This is a genomic window from Acidovorax sp. M2(2025) (assembly GCF_049330835.1).
Lineage (GTDB): Bacteria > Pseudomonadota > Gammaproteobacteria > Burkholderiales > Burkholderiaceae_C > Acidovorax.
The window spans coordinates 3,161,901-3,187,737 of sequence record NZ_CP186262.1; the positions used below are offsets into that span (position 1 = coordinate 3,161,901).

Consider the following 25,837-nt stretch of genomic DNA (forward strand, 5'->3'; position numbering starts at 1 on the left):
CGCCATAATGGGGCGCTATGAAAATTCAGTTTCCCAACATTGCCGTGGTGGGCTCCGGCGCCATGGGCCGGGGCATTGCACAGATCGCAGCCCAGGCCGGCAGCGAGGTCTTTTTGCTCGACGCCCAGCCGGGTGCGGCCCAGGCGGCCCAGGCAGCGCTGGTGGACCAATGGAACAAGCTGGCGGCCAAAGGCCGGCTGGGCGCGGAGCAGGTTGCGGCCTTCTCGGCACGCCTGCACCCGGTGCAGGCCACGGCGGAGCTTGCCGCCTGCGACCTGGTGGTGGAGGCCATCGTCGAGCGGCTGGACGCCAAGCAGAAACTCTTTGCAGAACTGGAAGCCGTGGTGCGGGACGACGCCGTGCTGGCCACCAACACGTCCTCGCTGTCGGTGACCGCCATCGGCGCGGGGCTGCGGCGGCCGCAGCGGCTGGCGGGCTTTCACTTCTTCAACCCGGTGCCCCTCATGAAGGTGGTGGAAGTGGTGGCCGGCCTCAAGACCGACCCCGCCGTGTGCGCCGCCCTGGCGGCCTGCGCGCAGCAGATGGGGCACACCCCCGTGCAGGCGCAGGACACGCCGGGCTTCATCGTGAACCACGCGGGGCGGGGCTTCGGCACCGAAGCGCTGCGCATCGTCGGCGAAGGGGTGGCCGACTTCGCTACCGTGGACCGCATCCTGCGCGACCAGGTCGGCTTCAGGCTCGGGCCCTTCGAACTCATGGACCTCACGGCCCTGGATGTCTCGCATCCGGTGATGGAGTCCATCTACCACCAGTACTACGAGGAGCCGCGGTTTCGCCCCAGCGTGATCACGGCGCAGCGCCTGGCCGGCGGCGTGCTGGGCAAGAAGGTGGGCGAAGGGTTCTACCGCTATGTGGACGGTGCTGCGCAGGTTCCCGCCGAGGCGCCGCCGCCCGCGGTGGCCGCGCTGCCGCCGGTGTGGGTGTCGCCGCGGGCCTCCCGGCGGGCCGAGCTGTACCAGCTGCTCAAGGACCTGGGCGCCACCATCGAGACCGGGCAGTCCCCCTCGCCCCAGGCCATCACCCTGGTCGCGCCGCTGGGGTTTGACGTGACCACGGTGGCCGTGGTGGAGCGGCTGGACCCGGCGCGCACGGTGGGCATCGACATGCTCATCGAAGACGCCGCCACCAAGCGCCGCGTGCTGGCCACCAACCCGGCCACGCGCGTGGACATCCGCAACGCAGCCCACGCCCTGTTTGCCCGGGACGGCAAGCCCGTCAGCGTGATCCGCGACAGCGGCGGGTTCGTCACGCAACGGGTCGTGGCCACCATCGTCAACATCGCCAGCGACATCTGCCAGCAGGGCATCTGCAGCCCGCGCGACCTGGAGACCGCCGTCACGCTGGGCCTGGGCTACCCGCTCGGCCCGCTGGCCATGGGCGACCGCTGGGGCCCAACCAACATCCTGGAAGTGCTGTTCAACCTGCAGACCGTGTACGGCGACACGCGCTACCGTCCCAGCCCCTGGCTGCGGCGGCGTGGGGCCATCGGCCTGAGCCTCACGCATGTGGAAGAACACTGACTACCGCACCCATCACAGGTCACCATGCCCGCCGAACTCCAAAGCACCAGCCAGGGCCAGACCCTGGTACTGACCCTGCGCAACCCCGAGCGGCGCAACGCCATCGACCCGGCGATGGTTGCCGCCGGCATCGAGGCCCTGAGCGTTGCCGAGAGCAGCCCGGACATCCGCAGTGTGGTGATCACCGGCGCCGACGGCATGTTCTGCTCCGGCGGCAACCTGCAGCGCCTGCTGGCCAACCGGCAGCAGCCCCCTGCCGTGCAAGCGCAGAGCATCGAGGGCCTGCACCACTGGATCGAAGCCATCCGCACCTATCCCAAGCCGGTCATTGCCGCCGTGGAAGGCGCGGCCGCCGGCGCGGGCTTCTCGCTGGCGCTGGCGTGCGACTTCATCGTGGCGGCGCGCGATGCGGTGTTCGTCATGGCGTACAGCAATGTCGCGCTCTCGCCGGACGGCGGGGCCAGCTGGAGCCTGTCGCAGGCGTTGTCGCGGCAGATGGCCACCGAGATCCTGATGACCGGGGACCGCATCGGCGCCGAACGGCTGCATGCGCTGGGCCTGGTCAACCGCCTTGCCGACCCCGGCTCCGCACTGGACGCGGCGTTGTCGCTGGCCGCGCAACTCAACGCCAAGGCCCCCAACGCGCTGGCCAGCATCAAGGAGCTGCTGAGCGAAGCCCCCCACGCCACCCTGACGCAGCAGCTGGGCCGCGAGCGCGACCATTTCGTGAAGAACCTGCACCATGCCAATGGCGGCGAAGGCATCACCGCCTTCCTGGAAAAGCGCGCTCCGCGTTACGAATAGCACGCCCTCTCCACCGCTTTGTGAGCCCCTGTGCGCCAGCCCGGCGCCCAGGGGCTTTTTCATTGAGCCCGGCCGCAGACGCGCAGGTGACAACCCTGACGCAGAGCGAAGGTCCCTCACGCGACAATGCCCCCGTTTCCAGTCACGCAAAAGACAGACCATGGACGACCCGATTCTTACTATCGAAGAACGTGAAGCGATCAACTCCGGTCGCTGGTTTTCATCCCTTTCCCCTTCGCTGCGCCACGACATTCTCCGATGTGCCTACGTCAAACGCTTCAAGGATGGCGGCCTGATCGCCGCGCGCGGCGATCCGCCCGAGGAGTGGATTGCCTGCGCACGCGGTGCGGTGCGGGTGAGCTCCACCTCCATCTCGGGCAAGCAGATCACGCTCACCTACGTGGAGCCGGGCATCTGGTTCGGCGACGTGGCGATCTTCGACGGAGACCGCCGCACGCACGATGCCTATGCCCACGGGGACACCACCATCCTGTGCGTGGCCAAGGCCGATTTCAAGAAGATCCTGGCCGTGCACACCGAGCTGTACGAGGCCATGCTGCGCCTGCATGCGCGGCGCATCCGGCAGCTGTTCGGGCTGGTCGAGGACCTCAACACCCTGCCCTTGCGCTCGCGGCTGGCCAAGCAGCTGGTGCACCTGGTGCGCAGCTATGGCGTGCCCAGCCTGTCGGACGGCAGCGAAATCCGCATCAGCCTGCAGCTGGCGCAGGAAGAGCTGGCGCAGCTGCTGGGCGCGTCGCGCCAGCGTGTGAACCAGGAGCTCAAGGCGATGGAGCGCGAGGACGCCATCCGCATCGAGCCGGGCGGCCTCGTCGTGCGTGACCGCGAAGCCCTGATGCGCATTGCAGAAACCGACAACTGACTGACCGAACCCTTCTCCGCACTCCATGAGCAACTTTGACCATTTCGTCGGCACCCGGCCCGTTTCGGACCAGCACGCCTTTGACATCGATGCGCTGACCGCCTGGCTCACGCACCACATGGAGGGCTTCGCCGGCCCGCTGACCGTCGAGATGTTCAAGGGCGGGCAGTCCAACCCCACCTACAAGCTCATCACGCCCACGGCCAGCTATGTGATGCGCGCCAAGCCCGGCCCGGTGGCCAAGCTGCTGCCCTCGGCCCACGCGATCGAGCGCGAGTTCGCGGTGATGCGCGGCCTGTACGGCACCGATGTCCCGGTGCCGCGCATGCATGTGCTGTGCGAGGACGAATCCGTCATCGGCCGCGCGTTCTACGTGATGGAGTGCATGCAGGGCCGCGTGCTGTGGGACCAGTCCCTGGCCGGCATGACGCCCGCGCAGCGCGGCGCCATCTACGACGAGATGAACCGCGTGATCGCCGCGCTGCACACGGTGAAGTTCGCGGACCGGGGCCTGGCGAACTATGGCAAGCCCGGCAACTATTTCGAGCGCCAGATCGGCCGCTGGAGCAAGCAGTACATGGCCTCCATCACGCAGCCCATCCCCGAGATGGACAAGCTCATGGAATGGCTGCCGGCAAACATGCCGGCCAGCGCGCGGGACGAGAGCCAGGTGTCCATCGTGCACGGCGACTACCGGCTGGACAACCTGATGTTCCACCCTGCCGAGCCGCGCGTGGTCGCGGTGCTGGACTGGGAGCTGTCCACGCTGGGCCACCCGCTGGCGGACTTCAGCTACCACTGCATGAGCTGGCACATCCCGGCCGCCCTGGGCCGCGGCATCGCCGGGCAGGACCTGGCGGCGCTGGGCATCCCGGACGAGACCTCGTACATCCGCCGCTACTGCGAGCGCACCGGCATCGCCACGCCCGAGGCGCTGGCAGCGGACTGGAACTTCTACCTGGCCTACAACATGTTCCGCATAGCGGCCATCCTGCAAGGCATCGCCAAGCGCGTGGAGGCCGGCACGGCCTCCAGCGCGCAGGCCAAGGCTTCGGGAGACACGGCGCGGCCCATGGCCGAGCTGGCCTGGTCGTTCGCCCAGCGCGGATAAGCCCCTGATTACCAACGGAGAGACCCCATGGACTTTGACTACTCGCCCAAAACCAAGGAACTGCAGGCCAAGCTGCTCCAGTTCATGGACGATCACATCTATCCCAACGAAGGCACCTACGCCGCCGAACTGGAGGCCAACACGGCGGCCGGCAAGCGCTGGAGCGCCCTCAAGACCATCGAGAACCTCAAGCCCAAGGCCCAGGCCGCGGGCCTGTGGAACCTGTTCCTGCCCGTGGACAGCGCGGCCGCGTCGGGCTACGACGGCGCGGGCCTGACAAACCAGGAATACGCACCGCTGGCCGAGATCATGGGCCGCGTGCCCTGGGCCAGCGAGGTGTTCAACTGCTCGGCGCCCGACACCGGCAACATGGAAACCATCGCCCGCTACGGCAGCGAGGAAAACAAGGCCCGCTGGCTCAAGCCGCTGCTCGAGGGCAAGATCCGCTCGGCCTTTGCCATGACCGAGCCGGCCGTGGCGTCCAGCGACGCGACCAACATCGAGACGCGCATCGAGCGCCAGGGCGACGAGTACGTGATCAACGGCCGCAAGTGGTGGATCTCCGGCGCGGCCGACCCGCGCTGCGCCGTGTTCATCACCATGGGCAAGACGGACCCCGATGCGCCCAAGCACTCGCAGCAGAGCATGGTGCTGGTGCCTGCCAACACGCCGGGCATCCGCATCGTGCGCCCGCTGAACGTGCTGGGCTACGACGACGCCCCGCACGGCCACGTGGAGATGACGTTCGAGAACGTGCGCGTGCCGGTCTCCAACATCCTGCTGGGCGAAGGCCGTGGTTTCGAGATCGCCCAGGGCCGCCTCGGCCCCGGCCGCATCCACCACTGCATGCGCCTCATCGGCCTGGCCGAGCGCGCGCTGGAGCTGATGTGCAAGCGCGCGTCCTCGCGCACCGCCTTCGGCAAGACCGTGGCCCAGCAGACGGTGACGCAGGAGCGCATTGCCGAAGCACGCTGCAAGATCGACATGGCCCGCCTGCTCACGCTCAAGGCCGCCTGGCTGATGGACGTGGCCGGCAACAAGGTGGCCAAGACCGAGATCGCCATGATCAAGGTGGTGGCGCCCAGCATGGCCTGCCAGGTGATCGACTGGGCCATGCAAGTGCACGGCGGCGGCGGCATGAGCGACGACTTCCCCCTGGCCTACGCCTACGCCAATGCGCGCACGCTGCGCTTTGCCGACGGCCCGGACGAGGTGCACCGCAACGCCATCGCCAAGTGGGAACTGGGCAAGTACGGCAGCTACGGCCGCGACGCCAGCGTGCCCATCACGCGCGGCGCCTGAAGCCGGACGCGCCATGAACAACGGGGCCTGCGGCCCCGTTGTCGTTGGTGCAGGCTCCTGGCGAGCCGTCTGCGCGAATCGTCGCGCCATGGATGCTCTGCATGGATCGAGCGGAAAGTCTGCGCCCGAGCCTGCAGATGCACACGGCGCGATAGTTCGCGCAGAGGATCCCTAGGCATGGGGCAAGTCATCCGGCCCGGCCACGGACATGGGGGGCAGGTTCTGCATGGCGGCCTGCGCAGCCATCAGCAGCATCTGCGTGGCGTGCGCGATCTCGTCAAGGCTGCGCTCGGCGCGCTCCATGCGCAGGAACACCCGGCCGTGCGCCAGCATCAGCAGCAGCGGCGTCTGCGCGCGCACGGCGCTGCGCTCCCCCTCCAGGAAGTTGAGCAGCTGCGACACCACGGGCGCATGCACCCAGCGCTGCGCGACCTCGATGCGCTCCGCCACCACCGCGAAATGCTGGCGAAACGAGGCCGGCAGCCCCGGCCAGGCCATCTCTTCGTACATTGCCAGCCAGCGCACCTCTTCGGGCAGGCTGGCATCCACGCTGGTCTGCAGGGTGTCGGTGATCGCGCTGTAGGCGCGGCCCTCCAGCGCCTCCAGCAGGCAGCGGTTGAGCACCATGACCGCCGCATCCGGGTCGGCGCCCACGTCGGCGCGGCCCCGCAGCTCCAGCCCGCGCACATACTCGCGCGTGGGCGCGCCGCTTTCCAGCCGCCAGGCCTGCCCGCCCACGTCGCCCCCCAGGTCGAAGTGCCCTTCCGTGGCGTGCGGCACGATGGCGATCTGCTGCGCTGCCGCCCAGCGGGCCACCTCCTTGTTGGTGACAGGCCCGCCACCGGGAGCGCCGGGGGCGCTGAAGACTTTGCGAAGGCGATCAAACATGGCGGGCGGAAGCACGGAGCTTCGGGAAGGTCGAGATTCCGCATTATTGGGGGCAACCGCCGACGCGGCAAACCCGCGGGGCTGCCTGCCGCCGCGGGAGCGATGGCGGCCCGTGCTGAGGCCAGCACCGGGCTCAATAATGCTATCAAATGTATAGCTGTTAGCGCTTATCCATAAAGCGCCAGAGACCATTTCAATCAAAAATTCCGCAGCCTACACCACACCCGCAACGCAGCGGGTGCGCCTGCCGTGCCGGCCGGCTACGGCGCAGCCGGTGCCGGGTTCAGCGCCAGCGTGTGCACCCAGCGGCCCGGCCGGCGCTGCAGCGCGCGGTAACCGGTCTCCGCCCAGGTGGCGCTCATGTCGCGGTAGCGCGGCGAGAACACCAGCCCGCTCTGGCCGGTCTGGTAGATAAAGCGCGACTGCTCCAGGTCGGCCAGGTCGTACACCGCCCGCAGCGACGGGGCATGCCGGTTCACGAACGGCCCCTTGGCCTCGCCAGCGTTGTACTGGCCCACGTTGACCGTGTAGGCATCCCCGTGGGACGGCACGCTCACGTCGAAGAAGCGCGCCAGCGCCGCAACGCTGCTGAAGGGCCGGTGGGCGCTGAGCGCCGGGTGGGCCACGCCCCAGCGCCAGCGGGCCGGGTCCGCGCCATACGCCGCCTGCAGCCGGTCCAGCGCGCGCCCCAGGGCCGCGGACGACTGTTCGGCGCAGGACATCGGCTGGCACCACCAGGCGTCGTTGCGTTCCAGGATGCCCTCCAGGGCGGCCCGGTAGTCGCGCTTGCCGTACGTGGCCTCGAACCGCTCCTTGCCGATGCGCGGCACCAGCAGGCCGCGCGCCAGCTCGTCCGTCCAGGCCGCAAAGATCAGCGGCGCAGCGCGTTGCGCGTCCATCACCCCGTCGAAGCCCTGCAGCTGCTGTTGCGCGGCTGCCGCCAGCGCATGCGATGGCTGGGCCTGCAGCAGGTACGGCAGCAGGCGCCGAACAGCCAGCGACGTCGCGTCACGGTGAATGGCCTGCATGCTCGCCACGTCATGCCGGGGCGTGGCCTCGATGAGCTGCGCGATGCGTTCGTAGCGGTAAGGCAGCGCCCAGTCCTGCGTCAGGTAGTGCGGGTAGCCGGGCGCCGTGACGCGCTGGTTGGCGGTGGCGATCCAGCCTTTGGCGCCGTCGTCCCGGGGCGTCTGGTCGTAGGGCAGCCAGCCCTTCCAGTCGTAGCGCGCATCCCAGCCGGGGGACGGCGCCACGCCGCGGATGTCGTTGGCAGCGTCGCGCACCGGCACGCGGCCGGCGGCCTTGAAGCGGATGGTGCCCTGGTCGTCCGCCGCCACCACGCTCTGCATGGGCGAGTGGTAGTGCGCCAGGCCCTCGAACAGCTCGTCCACCGTCTTGGACTGGTTGGTCTTGAGGCCCGCCACCACGGTCTGGTTGTCGGCATCCAGCGCCGTCCAGCGCAAGGCCAGCACGTACTTGCCCAGGTCCAGGACGTCCGCATGCGACTTCTGCACGTCGCTCAGCACGGGGCCGTGGCGGGTGCTGCGCAGCTGCAGCACCACGTCGGCCTGGCCCTTCACGCGGATCGTCTCCTGGCGCACGGTGAACGGTGCCCAGCCCTGCGGCGTGCGGTACTGCGTGGAGTCGGCCGGGTTGATCTGCTCCAGGTAGAGGTCCTGGACATCGGGGCCGGTGTTGGTGAATCCCCAGGCCACCTTGTCGGTGCGGCCGAGCACCACAAAGGGCAGGCCCGGCAGGGTCGCGCCCACGGCATCGATCGCTGCAATGGGCGTGCCGTCCGAAGCACGGCCCGCGGGCGCTTGCAGGCCCGCAAAGTACCAGATGGCCGGCGCCGACAGGCCCAGGTGCGGGTCGTTGGCCAACAGCGGCTTGCCGCTGACCGTGCGCGAACCGGCCAGCACCCAGTTGTTGCTGCCCTTGCCTTCGTTGGTGCCCGCATTGCGCGCCAGTTCATCGGACCAGGCCAGCATGCCGGCACCGATCTGCCGGTCCAGGAAGCCCGCCGCCTGCACGTCGGCCTGGGCGCCGGACGCCGCCGCCGGGCCGTTGGCCCCCGCGGGGCGGTAGACGCCCAGGCTGCGGTACAGCTGCGCCAGATCGGCCGCGGCCGCGGGCTGCTCGCCCGGGTACGGCGGCATCAGCTGCCACAGCCGGTCCGTGTCCAGCGTGCGCGCCACCGACAGCCGCGCAAACTCGTTGCCCCAGTTGCCCCCCAGGTCCAGCGCCATCATCAAGGCCCATCCCACGCTGTCCTCGGCCGTCCACACCGCGCCGTCGGCGCCCCCGGGCTGCACGCCCAGCACCTGGAACTCGGGCGGCAGCGCCTGCGGGCGGTTCTTGTGAAACGCCTGGATGCCGCGGGCGTAGGCCTGCAGCGCCTCCTGGGCGTACAGTGGCAGGCCTTCGTACTGGCGGCGCGCGGCACCCATGATGTCGAGGCCCCGCATGAGCTTGTCGGTCTCCAGCGTGGCGGGGCCAAAGACTTCGGACAGCTGGCCGTGCATCACGCGGCGGTTGAACTCCAGCTGCCAGGTCCGCTCCTGCCCATGCACGTACCCCATGGCAAACCAGGCATCCTGCGGCGACCGGGCCCGCACGTGCGTCACGTCGGCCCCGTCGCGCAACACCTGCACGGACTGGGCGAGGCCCGCCACGGTCAGCCCGCCATCAAGCCGTGCAAAGCTGCGCTGCACGTACAGCGCCGCGCCGGCGCCGGCCAGCAGGGCCGCGGCCACCAGGCCAACGGCCGTCTTCTTCATCCATGCCATGTTCAGTCTGTCTCCTGTGAGGTTGATGTTCTGCAAGCCGCGGAGGGGCGGCGGTTGAAAGGCCGGTGCCCGCCGGCACCGCACCGGGGGTGCGGGCGGCTCACACCAGGTGGACGCTGGTGCCCGCCACGTGGAAGCGGATGACCGGCGCGCTCGATTCCATGAACGATACGCCCAGGGCGATCTCGCCGGTGCCGTGCAGCAGGCAGCCGTCGCGGCGCAGCCGCACGGGCGAATCGCTGCCCTCGAACCGCACCCAGGTGCCAAAGCTGCTCATGTCCGTCAGCACGAAGCCGCCGTTGCGCCAGTCGATGCGCGCGTGCAGGCGCGACACGCGCGGGTCGTTGATGCACAGCTGCGCGGTGGTGGCGCGGCCCAGGAGCACGGGCACGTCGGACGAGGAAAACGTGTGGTCCACGCCGTGCCAGGAAAACTGGATCTGGCCCAGCACCGAGTCCTCGGGCGCAAAGCTGCTCATCAGCGTGGCCTGCATGGTGAGGGAGTCAGGGGCTTCGTCCTCGCGCCACTCGACCTGGTAGAGCATCTGCAGCTCGGACTTGCCGCGGATCTCCAGCAGGCCCATCTTGCGGTACCAGACCTCCGGCGCCGCCCCGGCGAGCAGCACGGTGGTCTCGGTGGCCCAGATCTCGCCCGCCCCGGCCCGCTCGCACAGGCGCGAGGCCACGTTGACGGCATCGCCATAGCAATCCCCGTCCACCTCCACCACCTCGCCGCTGGCCACGCCGACGCGCAGGTCCATGCGCACGGGCTGGGGCCACCGGCCCTGGCGGGCCTGCTGCTGCCGCAGGAGCGTCGCCGTGGCCGCCACGGCACCGGCGGCATCGCCAAAAATGCCCAGCACGCCATCCCCCAGGGTCTTGACCACCCGTCCGCCGCAGGCCTGCAGGGCATCGCCGATGCGGCGGGTCATCTGCGTGACGGCTTCGGTGGCGCGCTCGTTGCCCAGCGCTTCAAACAAGGCGGTGCTGCCGGAGATGTCTGCAAAGACCATCGTCGATAACACGGTCATGGGCAACGGCCTGAAAGTAACACCATGTTATTCAGTTTAGACCAAGCCTTCCGCTGGCGCACACAAAGCTTCGCCACAGCCCACCAACGGCCGCAAAGCCCGATCGGCGGCGCCCTTCTTCCCAGGGGTGCTCTCGCCCGGCCCGCGTGAAAAACCGCACAGCCCGCGCCCCGGGTTTGTTGTCTTTATGCAAAAACAGGAGCATGCCTCTTGCGCCAGGCTTCGCGCGGGCTTACTTTGGCAGGCCGTCCCTACCCTACCGCCCGATGCGCTGGATCAAGCCCAACCTCCGCAACAGCCTGCACGACCTGCTGGGCCGTGACAAGCCGTCGTCCACGGGGTGGGTGCGCCACCAGGGGCTGGAGGTGGTGCGCAAGGCCATGCTGCAAACGCTGTCGGGCCTGGCGGGCTGCGAAGTCGCGCGCATGAGCATGCGGCTGCGCTACGCCGCAGACATCGAGGCCCTGTGGTACCTGCGCAGCGACCTGCAAGGCGTTCTGGCGCCGCTGCGCGGCACGGCGGCCGCGCAGGCCGAGGTCGAACGCATCACCCACCTCTTCCAGGGCCAGCTGCCGACCGCCCCGCGGCCCGCGCACGGCCACGCGCCGCATCCTTGAGAACCCATGCAACGGTTCTGAGCACGGGCACGGGCATGGGCACGCTCAGTGCTGGTGTCCCCAGTAGATCAGCGCGTCCCGCCCTTCCACCGACAGCGACACCTGCGCGCCCACGGGCAGCAGCACCTTGGTGTCCACATGGCCAAACGGCAGGTTGGTGAGCACCGGCGCCTTGATCTGCGTGCGCAGCCAGTCCACCACCGATTGCAGCTTGAAGCCCTTGTCGTGCGGCGCCAGCCGGTAGCCGGTGAACTGCCCCAGCACCACGGCCTTTTGCTGCGCCAGCACGCCCGCGTGCAGCAGCTGCGTGAGCATGCGCTCGATGCGGTAGGGGTGCTCGCTCACGTCTTCCACGAACAGGATGCCGCCCTTGACCTGCGGGAAGTACGGCGTGCCCACCAGGCCGGTGAGCACGGCGAGGTTGCCGCCCCACAGCTGCGCCTTCTTCACGTACACCTCGGGCACGGTCGGCCGGCCGTCGGCCAGGGGCTTTTCGCGGCCCAGCGTCCAGCCGGTGCCTTCGCCGTGGCCGGTCAGCAGGTCGTCAAAGCAGGCCAGCATGATGTCGTCGGGCTCGCCCTCCACCCCGAAGTCGCTGATCAGCGCGGGCCCGGCCCAGGTGGTGGCGCCCGTCTGGGCCAGCACCGCGTTCTGGAAGGCCGTGAAATCGCTCAGGCCCACGAACTTCATGCCGCCCGCAATCGCCTTGGCCACGGCCTTGTAGCGGATGCCCGGGAGGATGCGCGTGAGCCCGTAGGCCCCGCGCGTGATCAGCGCCACGTCGGCCCCGCTGGCCGCCGCGCGGTGGATGGCCGCCAGGCGCGTGGCGTCGTCGCCCGCAAAGCGCGTGTGCACGGCCTGGGCGTCGGGGTCCACCTCCACCTCGTGGCCCAGGGCCTTCAGGCGCGCGATGCCGCGCTTGAAGGCGGCCTTGTCGCGGATGGCGCTGGCCGGCGAATAGATGTAGATGTGCTTGGGCCCGTGGTCGTGCGCGCAGTGCGCGGGGTCATGGTCGAGGTGGTCGTCGTGCTGCAAAGCGTTCAGGCGCGCCGCGCCTGCTCCAGGAATGAGGGGAAAAAAGGGAAAGGGTCCGCCGGCGTGCCGCACGCCGCGCTGCGGAATGAACCCGTCAGTCGGCGAAGTATTCCACAGCGCGCCGCGCAAGGGCCTCGCCGTGCTCCGGCACGAAGTGGCCGGCCTGGGGCAGGACCAGCGGCTCGGGGCAGCCGCGCACCTGGGCGCGCAGCGCCTGCATCACCGGCAGGCCCAGCACCGGGTCCTGCGCGCCCACGGCCAGCAGGCTGCGGCCCTGCCAGGCGTGGGCCCAGAACTGCGCTGCCGCGCGCGACACCGCGGCCCCCGGGTCGGTGGGCAGCGCGGGCACCCGCTGGGGAAAGGCGCGCAGCGCGGCGCGGTAGCCCGCGTCCGGAAACGGTGCGTCGTATGCCGCGCATTCGGCGGCGCTCAAGTGCGGGTTGCCGCGCGCCAGCAGGCGGCCCACGCCATACAAGGGCTTGCGGCGGCACATGTCGCGCCAGTCCACAAAGCCCGGCGACAGCGGCGCCTCGCCCGTGGCCAGCAGCGTGTTCATGGCCAGCAGGCCGCGGTAGCGCTGCGGAGCGGCCATCGGCAGGGTCAGGCCCAGGATGCCGCCCCAGTCCTGCACCACCAGCACCACGCGCTGCAGGTCCAGCCGCTCCACCAGCTCCAGCAGCACCTGGCGGTGCGTGTCGAATGTGTGGAAGGCCTCCTTCTTGGGCTTGTCGCTTTTGCCAAAGCCCACCAGGTCGGGCGCCACCACGCGGTCGCCTGCGGCCAGCCACACGGGCAGCATCTTGCGGTACACGTAGCTCCAGGCCGGGTTGCCATGCAGGCACAGCCAGGTGCGCGGCGCATCGCGCGGGCCTTCGTCCAGGTAGTGCAGGCGCAGGCCCGCCAGGGCGGGCAGGTCGCTCACATAGTGCGGCGCCCAGGGGTAGCCGGGCAACGGGGCAAAGCAGGCCTCGGGCGTGCGCAACGCGTCGTCGCGCAGCGGGTGGGCGGCCAGGGCCTGCTGCCGCTGGGCGCGGCGGCGCTGCTGGAAAAACGTGCTCAGGGCCTGGCCGCATTCATCGGCCAGCACCCCGCCTTCCACGGCGGTCTGGTGGTTCAGGCGCGGCTCGGCAAACAGATTCAGCACCGAGCCGGCCACGCCCGTCTTGGGGTCGGGCGCGCCAAACACCACGCGGCCCACGCGCGCGTGCAGCATGGCGCCGGCGCACATGGCACAGGGCTCCAGGGTCACGTACAGCGTGCAGCCCTCCAGCCGGTAGTTGCCCAGGTGCCGGGCCGCCGCGCGCAGCGCTGCGATTTCGGCGTGGGCCGTCGGGTCGTGGCCTTGCACGGGCGCATTACGGCCGGTGGCGATCACCCGGCCGCCCTGCACCACCACCGCCCCCACGGGCACCTCGCCTGCGGCGCCGGCCTGCTGCGCCTGCGCCAGCGCCTCGCGCATCCAGCGGGCATCGTCCAGCGGGGAATGGGGGGAATTCATGCTATCAATTTAGTAGCTGCCGGCGCTTGCCAGATAAGCGCCAGAGGCCATTTTTTGCTTAAAAAGGGTGGAAGAGCGCTGGCGATGGCTACTTGGCGCCCTCCTCGTCCGGCATGGGGCGGGCCTGCTGCAGGGCGCTTTCCACCTGCTGGCGCACCTGCTGCTGGATCTGCTGGCTTTGCTGCTGCAAGTTGCCGCCGGGCTGCACGGCCAGGGGTTCCGAGGCCGCGCTGGTCGCGGCGGCGGGCATGTTCGCGGGGGTACTGCTGCGCAGGACCGATGTCTGTTTGCGCGCCAGCACACCCACGATGGCCAGCACCACGACCAGCCCTACCAAGCCCAGCATTGCACGCATCTCCAGCCCTCCTTGCCCGCGTTCCGCCAGCTCCCCATGGGCCGGCGCAGGGCCCGACTGTAAAGGCAAACGGCCGCACAAGGCGGCCGTCAGGGGGCGCTTCTGTGGGAAGCCGCCGTGGGGCGAGGTGGTCAGTTCAGCGCCACGCGGTTGCCGTCCTGGTAGGTGTACAGCGTCACGGCCGGCGTGGTCAGTTCGCCGCGCGGGGTGAAGGCGATGTTGGCCGTCACACCCTTGTACTCGGTCTTGGCCAGGAAGGGGGTGAACACCTTGGGATCCACCGAGTTGGCGCGCTTCATGGCATCGGCCAGCACCATGGCAGCGTCATAGGCGTAGGGGCTGTAGATCTGGAACTGGCCCGGGAACTTGGCGTCGTAGCGCTTCTTCCAGTCGGAGCCGCCCTGCATCTTGTCCACCGACGCACCGCCGGTGGCACAGGTCACGTTCTTGAGGGCGGGCGTCTTGCCGGCCAGTTCCGGCAGCTTTTCGGTGCACAGCGCATCGCCGCCAAAGAACTTCGCGTTGCCCAGGCCCAGCTGCTCCATCTGGCGCAGCATGGGGCCGGCCTGGGCGTCCAGGCCGCCGTAGAAGATCGCATCGGGCTTCTTGTTCTTGATGGCCGTGAGGATGGCCATGAAGTCGGTGGCCTTGTCGTTGGTGAACTCCTCGGCCACCACCTTCAGGCCCTTTTGCAGCGCGGTGGCCTTGAACACCGACGCCACGCCCTGCCCGTAGGCGGTGCGGTCGTCAATGATGGCCACGCTCTTGAGCTTGAGGTGGTCCGCGCCGAACAGCGCCAGTGCGGCGCCCAGCGCGTTGTCATTGGCGATCAGGCGGAAGGTGGTCTTGTGGCCGGGCTTGGTCAGATCGGGGTTGGAGGCCGACGCCGTGATGTGGGGCAGATCGCACTTGGCGTAGATGGCCGATGCCGGGATGGACGTGCCGGACTGCAGGTGCCCGACCACGCCCGCCACCTTCTGGTCGCACAGCTTCTGCGCCACGGCCGTGGCCTGGCGCGGGTCGCCGGCATCGTCTTCGGCAGCGATCTCGAACTTGATCTTCTTGCCGCCGATCACGAGGTTCTGGGCATTGAGGTCGTCAATGGCCATGCGCACGCCGTTTTCGGTGTCCTTGCCAATGTGGGCAATGCCGCCCGAAACGGGGCCCGCGTGGGCGATCTTGACGGTTTGCACCTCTTGCGCCACGGCGGCCGTGGCCGCAGCCGCGCACACCGCAGCGGCAGCCAGCTGCACCAGGGACAAGGACGACGAGGGGGAACGCAGGCGGGAAACACGAAACACGGTGAAATCTCCGGAGAATGAAAGACAAGGCCCAGGCGCACCGATTTGGGGCGCAAACCTTCCTATCGTAGCCACCTCGCGCACCAACCTGCGGCAATCACTATGTAAGCTTAGTAATTTGCCGTGCCATTAACGGTGCTAATAGCCGCCACGGCACGCGGCAATCTCGGCGCCTTCGTTTTTTTGGCACGGTTTCCGCACGGTTTTGGGGCGGTCCATGGCCGCCCGTCAGCCCTTAGCGATCCGCAGCTTGAAATGGATAAAGGGAAGCACCGCGTCCGGCGCGCCGCGCGGCACCCGCTCTTCCACGCAGCCGGTGTCGTTGGGGGTGACGAAATGCGGCCCGATCCCCGCCAGGGCCACGCGGTGCGAGCCCGTCCAGTCCCATCCCCACCCGCTGCCGGTCACCTCGCCCTGGAACAGCACGGGACCTTGGAGGCTGATGCCCTGGTGGATGGCGATGCGCAAGGTGTCTGCCAGCGGACCCGCGCGGTAACCCGCCTGGATGCGGACGGTGAAGACTGGCGTCTGGGCCGGGTCCAACGTGGCGCCCGACGTGTTGGCCACCGCCACCAGGCCCGGCATGGCCGTGCCGTTCCAGCGCTCGGCCATGACGGCGCCGTCCGCAAAGATGATGAAGCCGCGGGCCTCGGCCCACAGGTTCTGCCTGTGGCGCAGCACCGGCCCGCAGTGTGGGTTGTAGCTGCCCTGGCCGCCCGTGCAGTCCAGCGCAAAGACCATGTGGTTGGCGCCCTGGGAGTAGAACCACGAGCAGTCCACGGTGCAGACCACCTCGCAGTGCCGTGCCGCGTCGGTGCTGGTGCGGATGGGCAGGTAGACGAAGTCGAGGTCGTTGATGGCCAGGCTCAGCTGGGCGGGCTTTCGGGAATGCGCAGCGCTCATCGGGTTCCTTTCGGTCTGCGGCGGCCAGGCGCGGCCCGCGCTTCGTTGGCGGCTTTGTACCAGACCCCACGGGGAGCAGGGCCCCCCAATACCCCCGCCACCGCCCTGCGGAACGGCGAAACTGAAATAATCGCGCCCCATGTCCCTCCTGCCCCACCAGCTCGAACTGCTCTCCCCCGCGCGCGACGCCGACATCGGCATCGAAGCCGTCAACCACGGCGCCGACGCCGTCTACATCGGCGGCCCGGCCTTTGGCGCGCGGGCCGGCGCGGGCAACGACCTCCGGGACATCGAGCGCCTGGTGCAGCACGCGCACCGCTTCAACAGCCGCATCTTCATCACGCTCAACACCATCCTGCGCGACGACGAGCTGGAGGCCGCGCGCAAGATGGCCTGGCAGGTGTACGAGGCCGGCGCGGACGCGCTCATCATCCAGGACATGGGGCTGCTCGAAATCGACCTGCCGCCCATCCAGTTGCACGCCAGCACGCAGACCGACATCCGCACGCCCGAGAAGGCGCGCTTTCTGCAGGACGCGGGCCTTTCGCAGATCGTGCTGGCGCGCGAGCTGACGGTGCAGCAGATCGCCGCCGTGCACAAGGCGCTGGGCCCGGTCGATGCGCCCGGCCGCGCCAACATCGAGTTCTTCATCCACGGCGCACTGTGCGTGGCCTACAGTGGCCAGTGCAACATCAGCCACGCACAGACCGGCCGCAGCGCCAACCGGGGCGACTGCAGCCAGGCCTGCCGCCTGCCCTACCAGGTAACGGACGCGCAGGGCCGCTTCATCGCGCACGACAAGCACGTGCTGAGCATGAAGGACAACAACCAGAGCGACAACCTGCGCGCGCTCATCGACGCCGGCGTTCGCAGCTTCAAGATCGAGGGGCGCTACAAGGACATAGGCTACGTGAAGAACATCACCGCCCACTACCGCACGCTGCTCGACGAAATCATTGAAGAGCGCGAGGCCCAGGGCCGGCCCCTCGGCCGCTCGTCCAGCGGGCGCACCACCTTCACCTTCACGCCCGACCCGCTGCAGAACTTCAACCGCGAGTTCACCGACTACTTCGTCACCGGCCGCAAGCAGGACATCGGCGCCTTCGACAGCCCCAAGAACCCCGGCCAGGCCATCGGCTGGGTCACCAAGGTGGGCCCCGACTTTGTCGAGCTGGAGGTGAGCGACCCTGCCACCGTGCTGCACAACGGCGACGGCCTGTGCTACTACGACCTGCACAAGGAACTGGTGGGGATGGCCATCAACGTGGCCGAGCCCGTGTCGGCCCGCAGCGTCGGCCAGTGGAGGGTGTACCCCAAGGACCCGATGGAGAGCTTCAAGGACCTGCGCAAGGGCACCGAGATCAACCGCAACCGCGACATGGACTGGGTGCGCACGCTGGAGAAAAAATCCAGCGACCGGCGCATCGGCCTGTGGGCGCACCTGAACGAGACGCCCAATGGTTTCAGCCTGACGCTGACCGACGAGGACGGCAACGTGGGCACCGCCTCCGTGCAGCAGCCCCACCAGCACGCCACCGATGCCACCAAGGCCGAGGCCAGCCTGCGCGAGCAACTGGGCCGATTTGGCGCCACGGTGTTCGCGGTGCATGACATTGCTTTGCAACTCTCGCAGCCGTGGTTCGTGCCGGCCTCGGTGCTCAACGCGCTGCGCCGCGACGCCGTGGCCGCGCTGGAGGCCGAGCGCGCCCGCAACTTTGCCCGCCTGCCGCGTGCCACGCCGGTGCAGCCGCCGGCGCCCTACCCTGACGACACGCTCTCCTTCCTGGGGAACGTGTTCAACCACAAGGCGCACGACTTCTATGTGCGCCACGGCGTGAAGGTGATCGACGCCGCCTACGAGGCGCACGAGGAAGAAGGCGAAGTCAGCCTCATGATCACCAAGCACTGCGTGCGCTTTTCCATGAGCCTGTGCCCCAAGCAGGCCAAGGGCGTGACGGGCGTGCAGGGCACCATCAAGGCTGAGCCCTTGATGTTGATCAACGGCAAGGAAAAGCTGACCTTGCGCTTTGACTGCAAGCCCTGTGAAATGCACGTGGTGGGCAAGATCAAGCGCCAGGTGCTCAACCAGGCCCGCGAAGCCCCCCTCACCTTCTACAAAGCCCGTCCGCAGCGCACGGCCTGACCGGCGCGTCTGCGGCGCGGGTTGCCGACCCTCCGCACCCCGATGACACCAGCCAAGGCACCCCACCTCCACCACGCCGACGACGTCACCCAGGCCTTCGGCGTCGACCCGTCTGCCGGCCTGCACCCTGACGAAGCCTTGCGCCGCAGTGCCACCCACGGCGCCAACGAGTTGGCTGCCGCGCAGCAGCGCACCTGGCCGCACCTGCTGGCCGACCAGTTCAAGGACTTCATGGTGCTCGTGCTGCTGGGCGCCGCCGCCATTTCCGGACTGGTGGGCGAGTGGACCGACACGCTGGTCATCCTGGTCATCGTGGTGCTCAATGCCGCCATCGGCTTTGCGCAGGCCTGGCGCGCCGACCAGGCCATGGCAGCGCTGCGCCAGCTGGCCTCCGCCCACGCCACCGTGCTGCGCAACGGCGCCCTGCAGGTGGTGCCGGCCAGCGTGCTGGTGCCCGGCGACATCGTGCTGCTGGAGGCCGGCAATCAGGTGCCGGCCGACCTGCGGCTGGTGGACATCGCGCAGCTGCAGGTGGATGAGTCGGCCCTCACGGGCGAATCCGTCACCGTGGCCAAGCAGACCGAGGCCCTGACGACCGAGGAGGTGGGCGCGCTGGGCGACCGCACCAACATGGCCTTCAAGGGCACCACGGCCACCCATGGCCGCGGCCGGGGCGTGGTGGTGGCCACCGGCATGCGCACCGAACTGGGCAAGGTCGCCACCCTGCTGGACACGGCCGACCGCAGTACGCCGCTGCAGCGGCGCCTGGCTGCCTTCGGCAAGCGGCTGGCGCTGGCGGTGCTGGGCATTTGCGCCGTGATCTTCGTGGTGGGCGTGTTGCGCGGGGAGGCGCCGCTGCTGATGGCCCTAACGGCCATCAGCCTGGCCGTGGCGGCAATCCCCGAGGCCCTGCCCGCCGTGGTCACGGTGCTGCTGGCGCTGGGCGCGCGCCGCATGGTGGCCGTGCAAGCGCTGGTGCGGCGCCTGCCGTCGGTGGAGACGCTGGGCTCCGTCACGACCATCTGCTCGGACAAGACCGGCACCCTCACGCAGAACCGCATGCACGCCGAACTGCTGGTGGCCCACGGCGTGCGCTGGGTGCCCGGCGATTCCCTGCCCGGGCCGGCCCATGCCGAGGCCCTGCGCGCCGCTGCGCTGTGCAACGACGCCACGCTGCAGCCGCAGGACGATGGCGGCGCACCCGGCGCCCACTGGCTGGGCGACCCCACCGAAACCGCGCTGGCGCTGGCCGCGCACGCGGGCGGCCTGGACAAGGCAGAGCTGGACGCGCTTTGCCCCCGCGTGCAGGAGCAGCCGTTTGACTCCGACCGCAAGCGCATGACCACGTTCCACCGCAGCGCGCCCGGCTTTGTGGCCTACACCAAGGGCGCGCCCGAGTCCGTGCTTCCCCGCTGTACCGCGCACTGGACGCCCGAGGGCACCGCGGCACTGGATGCGGGCAAGGTCCTGGCCGTGGCCCAGCAGCTCGCAGCCCAGGGCTTGCGGGTGCTGGCGCTGGCCCGCCGCAGCCACGACCGGCTGCCGGACACCAACGACATCGACGCGGTGGAAAACCAGCTGGAGCTGCTGGGCCTCATCGCCCTCATCGACCCGCCGCGTGCCGAGGCGCAGGTGGCAGTGCGCGACTGCCTGAGCGCCGGCATCACCCCCGTGATGATCACCGGCGACCACCCGGCCACGGCCCGCGCCATTGCGCACCGCCTGGGCATTGTTGGCACGAGCGACGCGCCCGTGCTCACCGGCGCCGAACTGGCCACGCTGGACGACGCCGCGCTGCAGGCCAAGGTGGAGCAGGTGCGGGTCTACGCCCGCGTGGACCCGGCGCAGAAGATCCGCATTGTCGAGGCGCTGCAGGCCCGGGGCCACTTCGTGGCGATGACGGGCGACGGCGTGAACGATGCCCCGGCCCTCAAACGCGCCGACATCGGCGTGGCCATGGGCCAGGGCGGCACCGACGTGGCGCGCGAAGCATCGAGCCTGGTGCTGCTGGACGACAATTTCGCCACCATCGTCGCGGCGGTGCGCGAGGGCCGCCGGATCTACGACAACATCCGCAAGTTCGTGCGCTACGCCATGACCGGCAACTCGGGCGAGATCTGGACCATCTTCCTCGCGCCGCTGCTGATGCTGCCGATTCCCCTGCTGCCCATCCACATCCTGTGGGTCAACCTCGTCACCGACGGGCTTCCGGGCCTGGCGCTGGCGGCCGAGCCGGCCGAGCGCGGCATCATGCGGCGCCCGCCCCGGGCGCCGCGCGAGAGCCTGTTTGCCCACGGCATGTGGCAGCACATCCTGGGTGTGGGCCTGCTGATCGGCGGGCTGTGCCTGGCCGTGCAGGCCTGGGCGCTGCACACCGGGCACGCGCACTGGCAGACCATGGTGTTCACCGTGCTCACGCTGGCGCAGATGGCGCATGTGATCGCCATCCGGTCCGAATCCGAACCCATCTGGCGGCTCGGGCTGCTGAGCAACCGCCCGCTGCTGGGCGCGGTGCTGCTCACCTTTACCCTGCAGATGGCGACCATCTACGTGCCCTGGCTCAACCCCATCTTCCGCACCGAACCGCTGAGCCTGGGCGAACTGGCGCTGTGCATCGGCGCGGCCCTGGTGGTGCTGGTGGTCGTGGAGATTGAAAAGGCCTGGCGGCGCGGGCGCAGCGGGCAGACGTCGGCCGACCCGGCGCTGGACGCCTGAGCGGGGCAGCGCCCGGCCATCTCAGCGATGGCGGGCGCCGAGCACCCCGCCCTGGGCAAGTTCCGGCTGCAAGGCCACCACCCCGCCCACAATGATCAGGGCTGGCGCCTTCACGCCATGGCGGACGGCCAGCCCCGGCAGCGACGCGACCGTGCCGGTGAGGGTGCGCTGGCCGGGCAGCGAGGCGCGTTCGACGATGGCCGCCGGCGTTTCCGGCGGCAGGCCGTGCGCGGCCAGTTGCGCGCAGATGGTGGGTAGCGTGGCCACGCCCATGTAGAAGACCACCGTCTGGCGGGTGCGCGCAAGCAGCGGCCAGTCCAGCGCCGTGTCGTCGTCCCCGCGCAGGTGGCCCGTGGCCAGCACCAGGGTGCCGGCGTGGTCCCGGTGCGTGAGGGGAATGCCCGCACACGCGCCCGCCGCCTGGGCGGCGGTGATGCCCGGCACCACGTCGAAGGGAATGCCCGCACGGGCCAGCGCCTGCACCTCTTCCCCGCCGCGCCCGAAGATGTAGCAGTCGCCGCCCTTCAGGCGCACCAGCGGCCGCCCGCTGCCCGCCAGCCGGCACATCAGCGCAATGATGTCCTCCTGCGGCAGCGTGTGGCGCGAGGATTCCTTGCCCACATAGATGCGCTCCGCGCTGTCCGGCACCAGGGCCAGCACCGCTTCGCCCACCAGGTGGTCGTACAGCACCAGGCTGGCCTCGCGCAACGCGCGCGCGGCCTTCACCGTCAGCAAGTCGGGATCGCCTGGGCCGGCGCCGACCAGCGTCACGCGGCCCGGCGGCACCGCCGGGTTCCCGGTCCCGCCGGGCGCGGGCGTCTTCAGCCATTGGGGGTCGTCCATGAAGCTCATGCAGGGGGCTCGCGGGTGGTTGTGGGGTAGGCCCATGGTGGAACAGGCCGGGCGGCGCGTCCTTGAACCAGTTCAAGGACAGCCCGCACCGCCCGCAGGACCATTGCCGCACCCGCAGTCACGAAGGACAGCCGTGGCGCGGGTCGGAGGGCGCAGCCGCATCCACCGCCAACCATTCGCTGCCCATGACGCAGAGGACCGATGATGAAAGCAATCAAGACCGTCCAGCACCTGGCCCTGGCAGCCCTCGCAATGGCTGCGGCCACGGCGATGGCACAGGCAGGCAAGGGAGTCTCGCAACCCGAAATGAACTACCAGGCCGGCGGCTCCCCTCTGGTGAACGAGCCCATGCACCAGAGCAACAACCCCAAGGCCCCGCCGATGACGGCGGCCGAGTTCGAGAAGGCGCGCCAGACCTACTTCGAGCGCTGCGCGGGCTGCCACGGCGTGCTGCGCAAGGGCGCTACGGGCAAGCCGCTCACGCCGGACATCACCACCGCCAAGGGCACGGACTACCTGAAGGTGTTCATCTCCTACGGCTCGCCCGCGGGCATGCCCAACTGGCTCACTTCCGGCGAGATGAACGAGCAGGAAGTGGACCTGATGGCCCGCTACATCCAGCACGAGCCGCCAACGCCGCCCGAATTCGGAATGGCCGACATGAAGAAGACCTGGAAGGTCATCGTCGAGCCCAAGGACCGCCCCAAGAAGAAGCTCAACAACTACAACATCGAGAACATCTTCTCGACCACGCTGCGCGACACCGGCGAGGTGGCGCTGATCGACGGCGACACCAAGCAGATCATCAACATCGTCAAGACCGGCTACGCGGTGCACATCTCGCGGCTGTCGGCCTCGGGCCGCTACCTGTTCGTGATCGGCCGCGACGCCAAGATCAACATGATCGACCTGTGGATGGAAAAGCCCGACAACGTGGCCGAGATCCGCGTGGGCCTGGAAGCCCGTTCGGTGGACACCTCCAAGTTCAAGGGCTATGAGGACAAGCTGGCCATCGCGGGCAGCTACTGGCCGCCCCAGTACACCATCATGGACGGCGACACGCTGGAGCCCAGGAAGATCGTGAGCACCCGCGGCATGGTGGTGGGCACGCAGGAATACCACCCCGAGCCGCGCGTGGCCTCCATCGTGGCCTCGCACTTCAAGCCCGAGTTCGTGGTGAACGTGAAGGAGACCGGCAAGACGCTGATGGTGGACTACTCCAACATCGACGCGCTCAAGGTCACCGAGATCGGCTCCGCGCCCTTCCTGCATGACGGCGGCTGGGATTCGAGCAAGCGCTACTTCATGGTGGCCGCCAACAACAGCAACAAGATCGCCGCCATCGACGCCAAGGAGGGCAAGCTCGCGGCCATCACCGAAGTGGGCAAGATCCCCCACCCCGGCCGCGGCGCCAACTTCCTGCACCCCAAATACGGTCCCGTGTGGGCCACCGGCCACCTGGGCGACGAGACCATCTCGCTCATCGGCACCGACCCCAAGAAGCACAAGCAGTACGCCTTCAAGGAAGTCGCCAAGCTCGCCGGCCCCGGCGGGGGCGCGCTCTTCATCAAGAGCCACCCCAAGAGCACGCACCTGTACTCGGACGCGCCGCTCAATCCGGATCCGAAGATCTCGCAGTCCATCGTGGTCTACGACATCAAGAACCTGGACAAGGGCTTCGTGACCTTGCCCGTGGCGGAGTGGGCGGGCCTGAAGGACGACGGCGCCAAGCGCGTGGTGCAGCCGGAGTTCAACAAGGCTGGCGATGAGGTCTGGTTCTCGGTGTGGAGCGCCAAGAACAAGGAGAGCGCGCTCGTGATCGTGGACGACAAGACGCTGAAGCTCAAGGCCGTGATCAAGGACCCGCGCCTGATCACACCCACGGGGCACTTCAACGTCTACAACACCCAGCATGACATCTATTGATGCCCCCCTGAGTCGCCTGCGGCGCCTTCCCCCCAGGGGGACGCCGCCAGGGGCCTGGCAGAGCCAGTTCCCCGGCGGCTGCTGGTCTCAGGCAGCGCGGGCGCTTAGGCCGGAGGCCATGGAATCAGCGTCTTTGAACCAAACGAACCGTTCGGGCTGAGCTTGCCGAAGCCCTGCGCCGCGCTTCGACAGGCTCAGCGTGAACGGGATGTAAACGCCGCACCAACAGCGCGAAGGCAAAACCTCCCATTACAGGAACAGGAGAAAACGATGAGACACCATCTGACAGGGCCTCTGGCCCTTGCTGCAGCCCTGGCGCTTTGCGCCGGTGCTGCCAACGCGGCCTCTCCCGAAGAAGCCATGAACAAGGCGGGCTGCATGGCCTGCCATTCCAAGGACAAGAAGCTGGTCGGGCCTGCGTTCAAGGACATCGCGGCCAAGTACAAGGGCAAGGACGTGACGGCGCAGCTGGTCGACAAGGTGCGCAAGGGCGGCTCCGGCGCGTTCGGGCCGATACCGATGTCGCCCAACGGGCCGGACAAGATCGACGACGCCGACCTCAAAGCCGCGGTCGAGTTCATCCTGAAGTCTTAGAGGCGTGCCGTGCACACCGCCGCACTGACCGGCCTGCTGGGCGCCCTGGCCTGTGCCGGGACCCTGGCGCAGGCCCAGGCTCCGGCTGCGCCGCCCGAGCGCCAGCGCGAGCTGGTGCGCATGGTGCGGCAGGACTGCGGCTCGTGCCACGGCATGCACCTCACCGGCGGGCTGGGCCCGCCCCTCACGCCTGCGGCCCTGGCGGACAAACCCGTCCCATCCATGGCCGCCACCATTTTTCACGGCCGCCCAGGCACGCCCATGCCGCCCTGGCGCTCGTTTGTCACCGAAGCCGAGGCGCTGTGGATTGCCGAGCAGCTGGCCGCCGGCTTCCCTCCGTGGCCTCCACGCACCTCGCCATGAAACGACGTCCCCTTCTCCTCGGCCTGGCGGCACTTCCGCTGCTGGCCAGCGGCTGCGCCACGTTGCAGCCGCCCGAATCCCCCCCCATGGGCACGGGCGACCTGGGCCTGGTCGTGGAACGGGCCACCGGCGCGGTGCTGCTGGTCAACACCACGCACCGCTCCGTCCTGGCCCGCATCGGCGGGCTGGGCGATCTGTCGCATGCCTCGCTGGTGTTCTCGCGCGATGGCCGCCACGCCTACGTGTTTGGCCGCGACGGCGCGCTCACGCGCATCGACCTGCTGACCCGGCGCATCACCGCGCGGGAGCAGCAGGCGGGCAACTCCATTGGCGGCGCCATCAGCGCCGACGGCACGCTGGTGGCCGCGCAGAACTACACGCCCGGCGGCGTGAAGGTGTTTGACGCCGCCACCCTCGCGTTGCGGGCAGACATCCCTGCGTTGACGGCCGACGGCCAGCGCTCGCGCGTGGTGGGCCTGGCCGACCTGCCAGGGCGGCGCTTCATCTACAGCCTGTTCGATGCCGACGCGATCTGCATTGCCGACTGCACCGACCCCGACCGGCCGCGCGTGACCCGCATCGACGGCATCGGCCGCCAGCCCTATGACGCGCTGGTCACCCCCGACGGGCGCCACTACATCGCCGGCCTGTTCGGAGAAGACGGCCTGGCGCTGGTGGACACCTGGGCCCAGCAGCCGGTGGCGCGCCGCATCCTGGCAGGCTATGGCCGCGGCCAGCAGCCCCTGCCCGTCTTCAAGATGCCGCACCTGCGCGGCTGGGCCGTGGCCGGCCGCCACGCCTACCTGCCCGCCATCGGCCGCCATGAGGTGCTGGTGGTGGACACCGCCACGTGGGAGGAAGTCGGCCGCATCCCCGTGGCCGGCCAGCCCGTGTTCGTGATGGCGCGGCCCGATGGCCGCCAGGTGTGGGTGAACTTTGCCGTGCCCGACTACCACCGCGTGCAGGTCATCGACACCGTGGCCCAGCGCGTGGCAGCCACGCTGCAGCCCGGCAAGGCGGTGATGCACATGGAGTTCACCCCGCGTGGCGAGTCGGTGTGGATCAGCTGCCGCGACGACGACAAGGTGGTGGTGCTGGACACCGCCACCCTGGCCACCCAGGCCACGCTGCCGGCCCAGGCCCCCAGCGGCATCTTCCTGACGGCGCGCGCGCAGCGCATGGGGTTCTAG

Annotated in this window: 21 protein-coding genes; 12 read left to right on the forward strand and 9 right to left on the reverse strand. The window is 69.3% G+C overall.

Features of this window, described 5'->3' with window-relative positions; genetic code table 11:
- Nucleotides 1-17: 17 nt before the first annotated feature.
- From ACOYR3_RS14690 to ACOYR3_RS14710, 5 genes are all read left to right on the forward strand, one after another.
- Complete coding sequence (locus ACOYR3_RS14690; protein ID WP_422843100.1) at nucleotides 18-1,541, forward strand: 3-hydroxyacyl-CoA dehydrogenase; 1,524 nt, start codon at nucleotides 18-20, stop codon at nucleotides 1,539-1,541.
- A 24-nt stretch (nucleotides 1,542-1,565) separates the two neighbouring features.
- Nucleotides 1,566-2,345 (forward strand): oxepin-CoA hydrolase, alternative type, encoded by a 780-nt coding sequence (locus tag ACOYR3_RS14695; protein ID WP_422843101.1) that lies wholly within the window; start codon nucleotides 1,566-1,568, stop codon nucleotides 2,343-2,345.
- A 160-nt stretch (nucleotides 2,346-2,505) separates the two neighbouring features.
- Entirely contained in the window at nucleotides 2,506-3,225 is a 720-nt protein-coding gene (locus ACOYR3_RS14700) for a Crp/Fnr family transcriptional regulator (RefSeq protein WP_291483914.1), read from the forward strand.
- Between the two features lie 25 nt (nucleotides 3,226-3,250).
- Nucleotides 3,251-4,336, forward strand: coding sequence for a phosphotransferase (locus ACOYR3_RS14705; RefSeq protein ID WP_422843102.1), 1,086 nt, complete (start codon nucleotides 3,251-3,253; stop codon nucleotides 4,334-4,336).
- Between the two features lie 27 nt (nucleotides 4,337-4,363).
- Nucleotides 4,364-5,638 (forward strand): acyl-CoA dehydrogenase family protein, encoded by a 1,275-nt coding sequence (locus ACOYR3_RS14710; protein ID WP_422843103.1) that lies wholly within the window; start codon nucleotides 4,364-4,366, stop codon nucleotides 5,636-5,638.
- A 171-nt stretch (nucleotides 5,639-5,809) separates the two neighbouring features.
- Here ACOYR3_RS14710 and ACOYR3_RS14715 read toward each other — a convergent pair whose 3' ends face one another.
- From ACOYR3_RS14715 to ACOYR3_RS14725, 3 genes are all read right to left on the reverse strand, one after another.
- Nucleotides 5,810-6,526: a hypothetical protein gene (locus ACOYR3_RS14715; RefSeq protein ID WP_422843104.1), complete on the reverse strand. Its 717-nt coding sequence runs from the start codon at nucleotides 6,524-6,526 to the stop codon at nucleotides 5,810-5,812.
- 260 nt (nucleotides 6,527-6,786) lie between these two features.
- A complete protein-coding gene (locus ACOYR3_RS14720) occupies nucleotides 6,787-9,315 on the reverse strand; it encodes a penicillin acylase family protein (protein WP_422843105.1) in 2,529 nt (842 codons plus the stop codon).
- A gap of 100 nt (nucleotides 9,316-9,415) precedes the next feature.
- Nucleotides 9,416-10,345: an adenylate/guanylate cyclase domain-containing protein gene (locus ACOYR3_RS14725; protein WP_422843106.1), complete on the reverse strand. Its 930-nt coding sequence runs from the start codon at nucleotides 10,343-10,345 to the stop codon at nucleotides 9,416-9,418.
- Nucleotides 10,346-10,611: 266 nt separating this feature from the next.
- On the opposite strand from ACOYR3_RS14725, the gene ACOYR3_RS14730 reads away from it, so the two are divergent.
- Complete coding sequence (locus ACOYR3_RS14730; protein ID WP_422843107.1) at nucleotides 10,612-10,962, forward strand: hypothetical protein; 351 nt, start codon at nucleotides 10,612-10,614, stop codon at nucleotides 10,960-10,962.
- Nucleotides 10,963-11,007: 45 nt separating this feature from the next.
- Here the strand turns inward: ACOYR3_RS14730 and ACOYR3_RS14735 are convergent, their stop codons facing one another.
- The 5 genes from ACOYR3_RS14735 to ACOYR3_RS14755 form a co-directional block, all read right to left on the reverse strand.
- On the reverse strand, nucleotides 11,008-11,997 hold the full coding sequence (locus ACOYR3_RS14735; protein ID WP_422843108.1) for an LD-carboxypeptidase: 990 nt from the start codon (nucleotides 11,995-11,997) through the stop codon (nucleotides 11,008-11,010).
- Nucleotides 11,998-12,091: 94 nt separating this feature from the next.
- On the reverse strand, nucleotides 12,092-13,495 hold the full coding sequence (gene tadA / locus ACOYR3_RS14740; RefSeq protein WP_422843109.1) for a tRNA adenosine(34) deaminase TadA: 1,404 nt from the start codon (nucleotides 13,493-13,495) through the stop codon (nucleotides 12,092-12,094).
- Between the two features lie 88 nt (nucleotides 13,496-13,583).
- Complete coding sequence (locus ACOYR3_RS14745; RefSeq protein WP_422843110.1) at nucleotides 13,584-13,850, reverse strand: hypothetical protein; 267 nt, start codon at nucleotides 13,848-13,850, stop codon at nucleotides 13,584-13,586.
- A 131-nt stretch (nucleotides 13,851-13,981) separates the two neighbouring features.
- Nucleotides 13,982-15,112, reverse strand: coding sequence for a branched-chain amino acid ABC transporter substrate-binding protein (locus ACOYR3_RS14750; protein ID WP_422846597.1), 1,131 nt, complete (start codon nucleotides 15,110-15,112; stop codon nucleotides 13,982-13,984).
- Nucleotides 15,113-15,379: 267 nt separating this feature from the next.
- A complete protein-coding gene (locus ACOYR3_RS14755) occupies nucleotides 15,380-16,054 on the reverse strand; it encodes a hypothetical protein (protein WP_422843111.1) in 675 nt (224 codons plus the stop codon).
- A gap of 139 nt (nucleotides 16,055-16,193) precedes the next feature.
- Here ACOYR3_RS14755 and ACOYR3_RS14760 point away from each other — a divergent pair, with 139 nt between their 5' ends.
- Entirely contained in the window at nucleotides 16,194-18,197 is a 2,004-nt protein-coding gene (locus ACOYR3_RS14760) for a peptidase U32 family protein (RefSeq protein ID WP_422843112.1), read from the forward strand.
- Nucleotides 18,198-18,239: 42 nt separating this feature from the next.
- The gene (locus ACOYR3_RS14765) at nucleotides 18,240-20,912 is read left to right on the forward strand and encodes a cation-translocating P-type ATPase (protein ID WP_422843113.1); all 2,673 of its coding nucleotides are present in this window, start codon (nucleotides 18,240-18,242) and stop codon (nucleotides 20,910-20,912) included.
- Nucleotides 20,913-20,933: 21 nt separating this feature from the next.
- On the opposite strand, the gene cobA is transcribed toward ACOYR3_RS14765, so the two are convergent.
- Nucleotides 20,934-21,764 carry a uroporphyrinogen-III C-methyltransferase gene (cobA, locus tag ACOYR3_RS14770; RefSeq protein ID WP_422843114.1) on the reverse strand — a complete coding sequence of 277 codons (831 nt, stop codon included), beginning with the start codon at nucleotides 21,762-21,764 and terminating at the stop codon, nucleotides 20,934-20,936.
- A 201-nt stretch (nucleotides 21,765-21,965) separates the two neighbouring features.
- On the opposite strand from cobA, the gene ACOYR3_RS14775 reads away from it, so the two are divergent.
- The 4 genes from ACOYR3_RS14775 to ACOYR3_RS14790 all read left to right on the forward strand — a co-directional run bounded on the left by ACOYR3_RS14775 (nucleotide 21,966) and on the right by ACOYR3_RS14790 (nucleotide 25,837).
- Nucleotides 21,966-23,690, forward strand: coding sequence for a cytochrome D1 domain-containing protein (locus ACOYR3_RS14775; RefSeq protein WP_422843115.1), 1,725 nt, complete (start codon nucleotides 21,966-21,968; stop codon nucleotides 23,688-23,690).
- Between the two features lie 270 nt (nucleotides 23,691-23,960).
- Nucleotides 23,961-24,284, forward strand: coding sequence for a c-type cytochrome (locus tag ACOYR3_RS14780; protein ID WP_422843116.1), 324 nt, complete (start codon nucleotides 23,961-23,963; stop codon nucleotides 24,282-24,284).
- 9 nt (nucleotides 24,285-24,293) lie between these two features.
- Nucleotides 24,294-24,647: a c-type cytochrome gene (locus ACOYR3_RS14785; RefSeq protein WP_422843117.1), complete on the forward strand. Its 354-nt coding sequence runs from the start codon at nucleotides 24,294-24,296 to the stop codon at nucleotides 24,645-24,647.
- Nucleotides 24,644-25,837 (forward strand): cytochrome D1 domain-containing protein, encoded by a 1,194-nt coding sequence (locus ACOYR3_RS14790; protein WP_422843118.1) that lies wholly within the window; start codon nucleotides 24,644-24,646, stop codon nucleotides 25,835-25,837. The genes ACOYR3_RS14785 and ACOYR3_RS14790 overlap by 4 nt, the downstream gene beginning before the upstream one ends.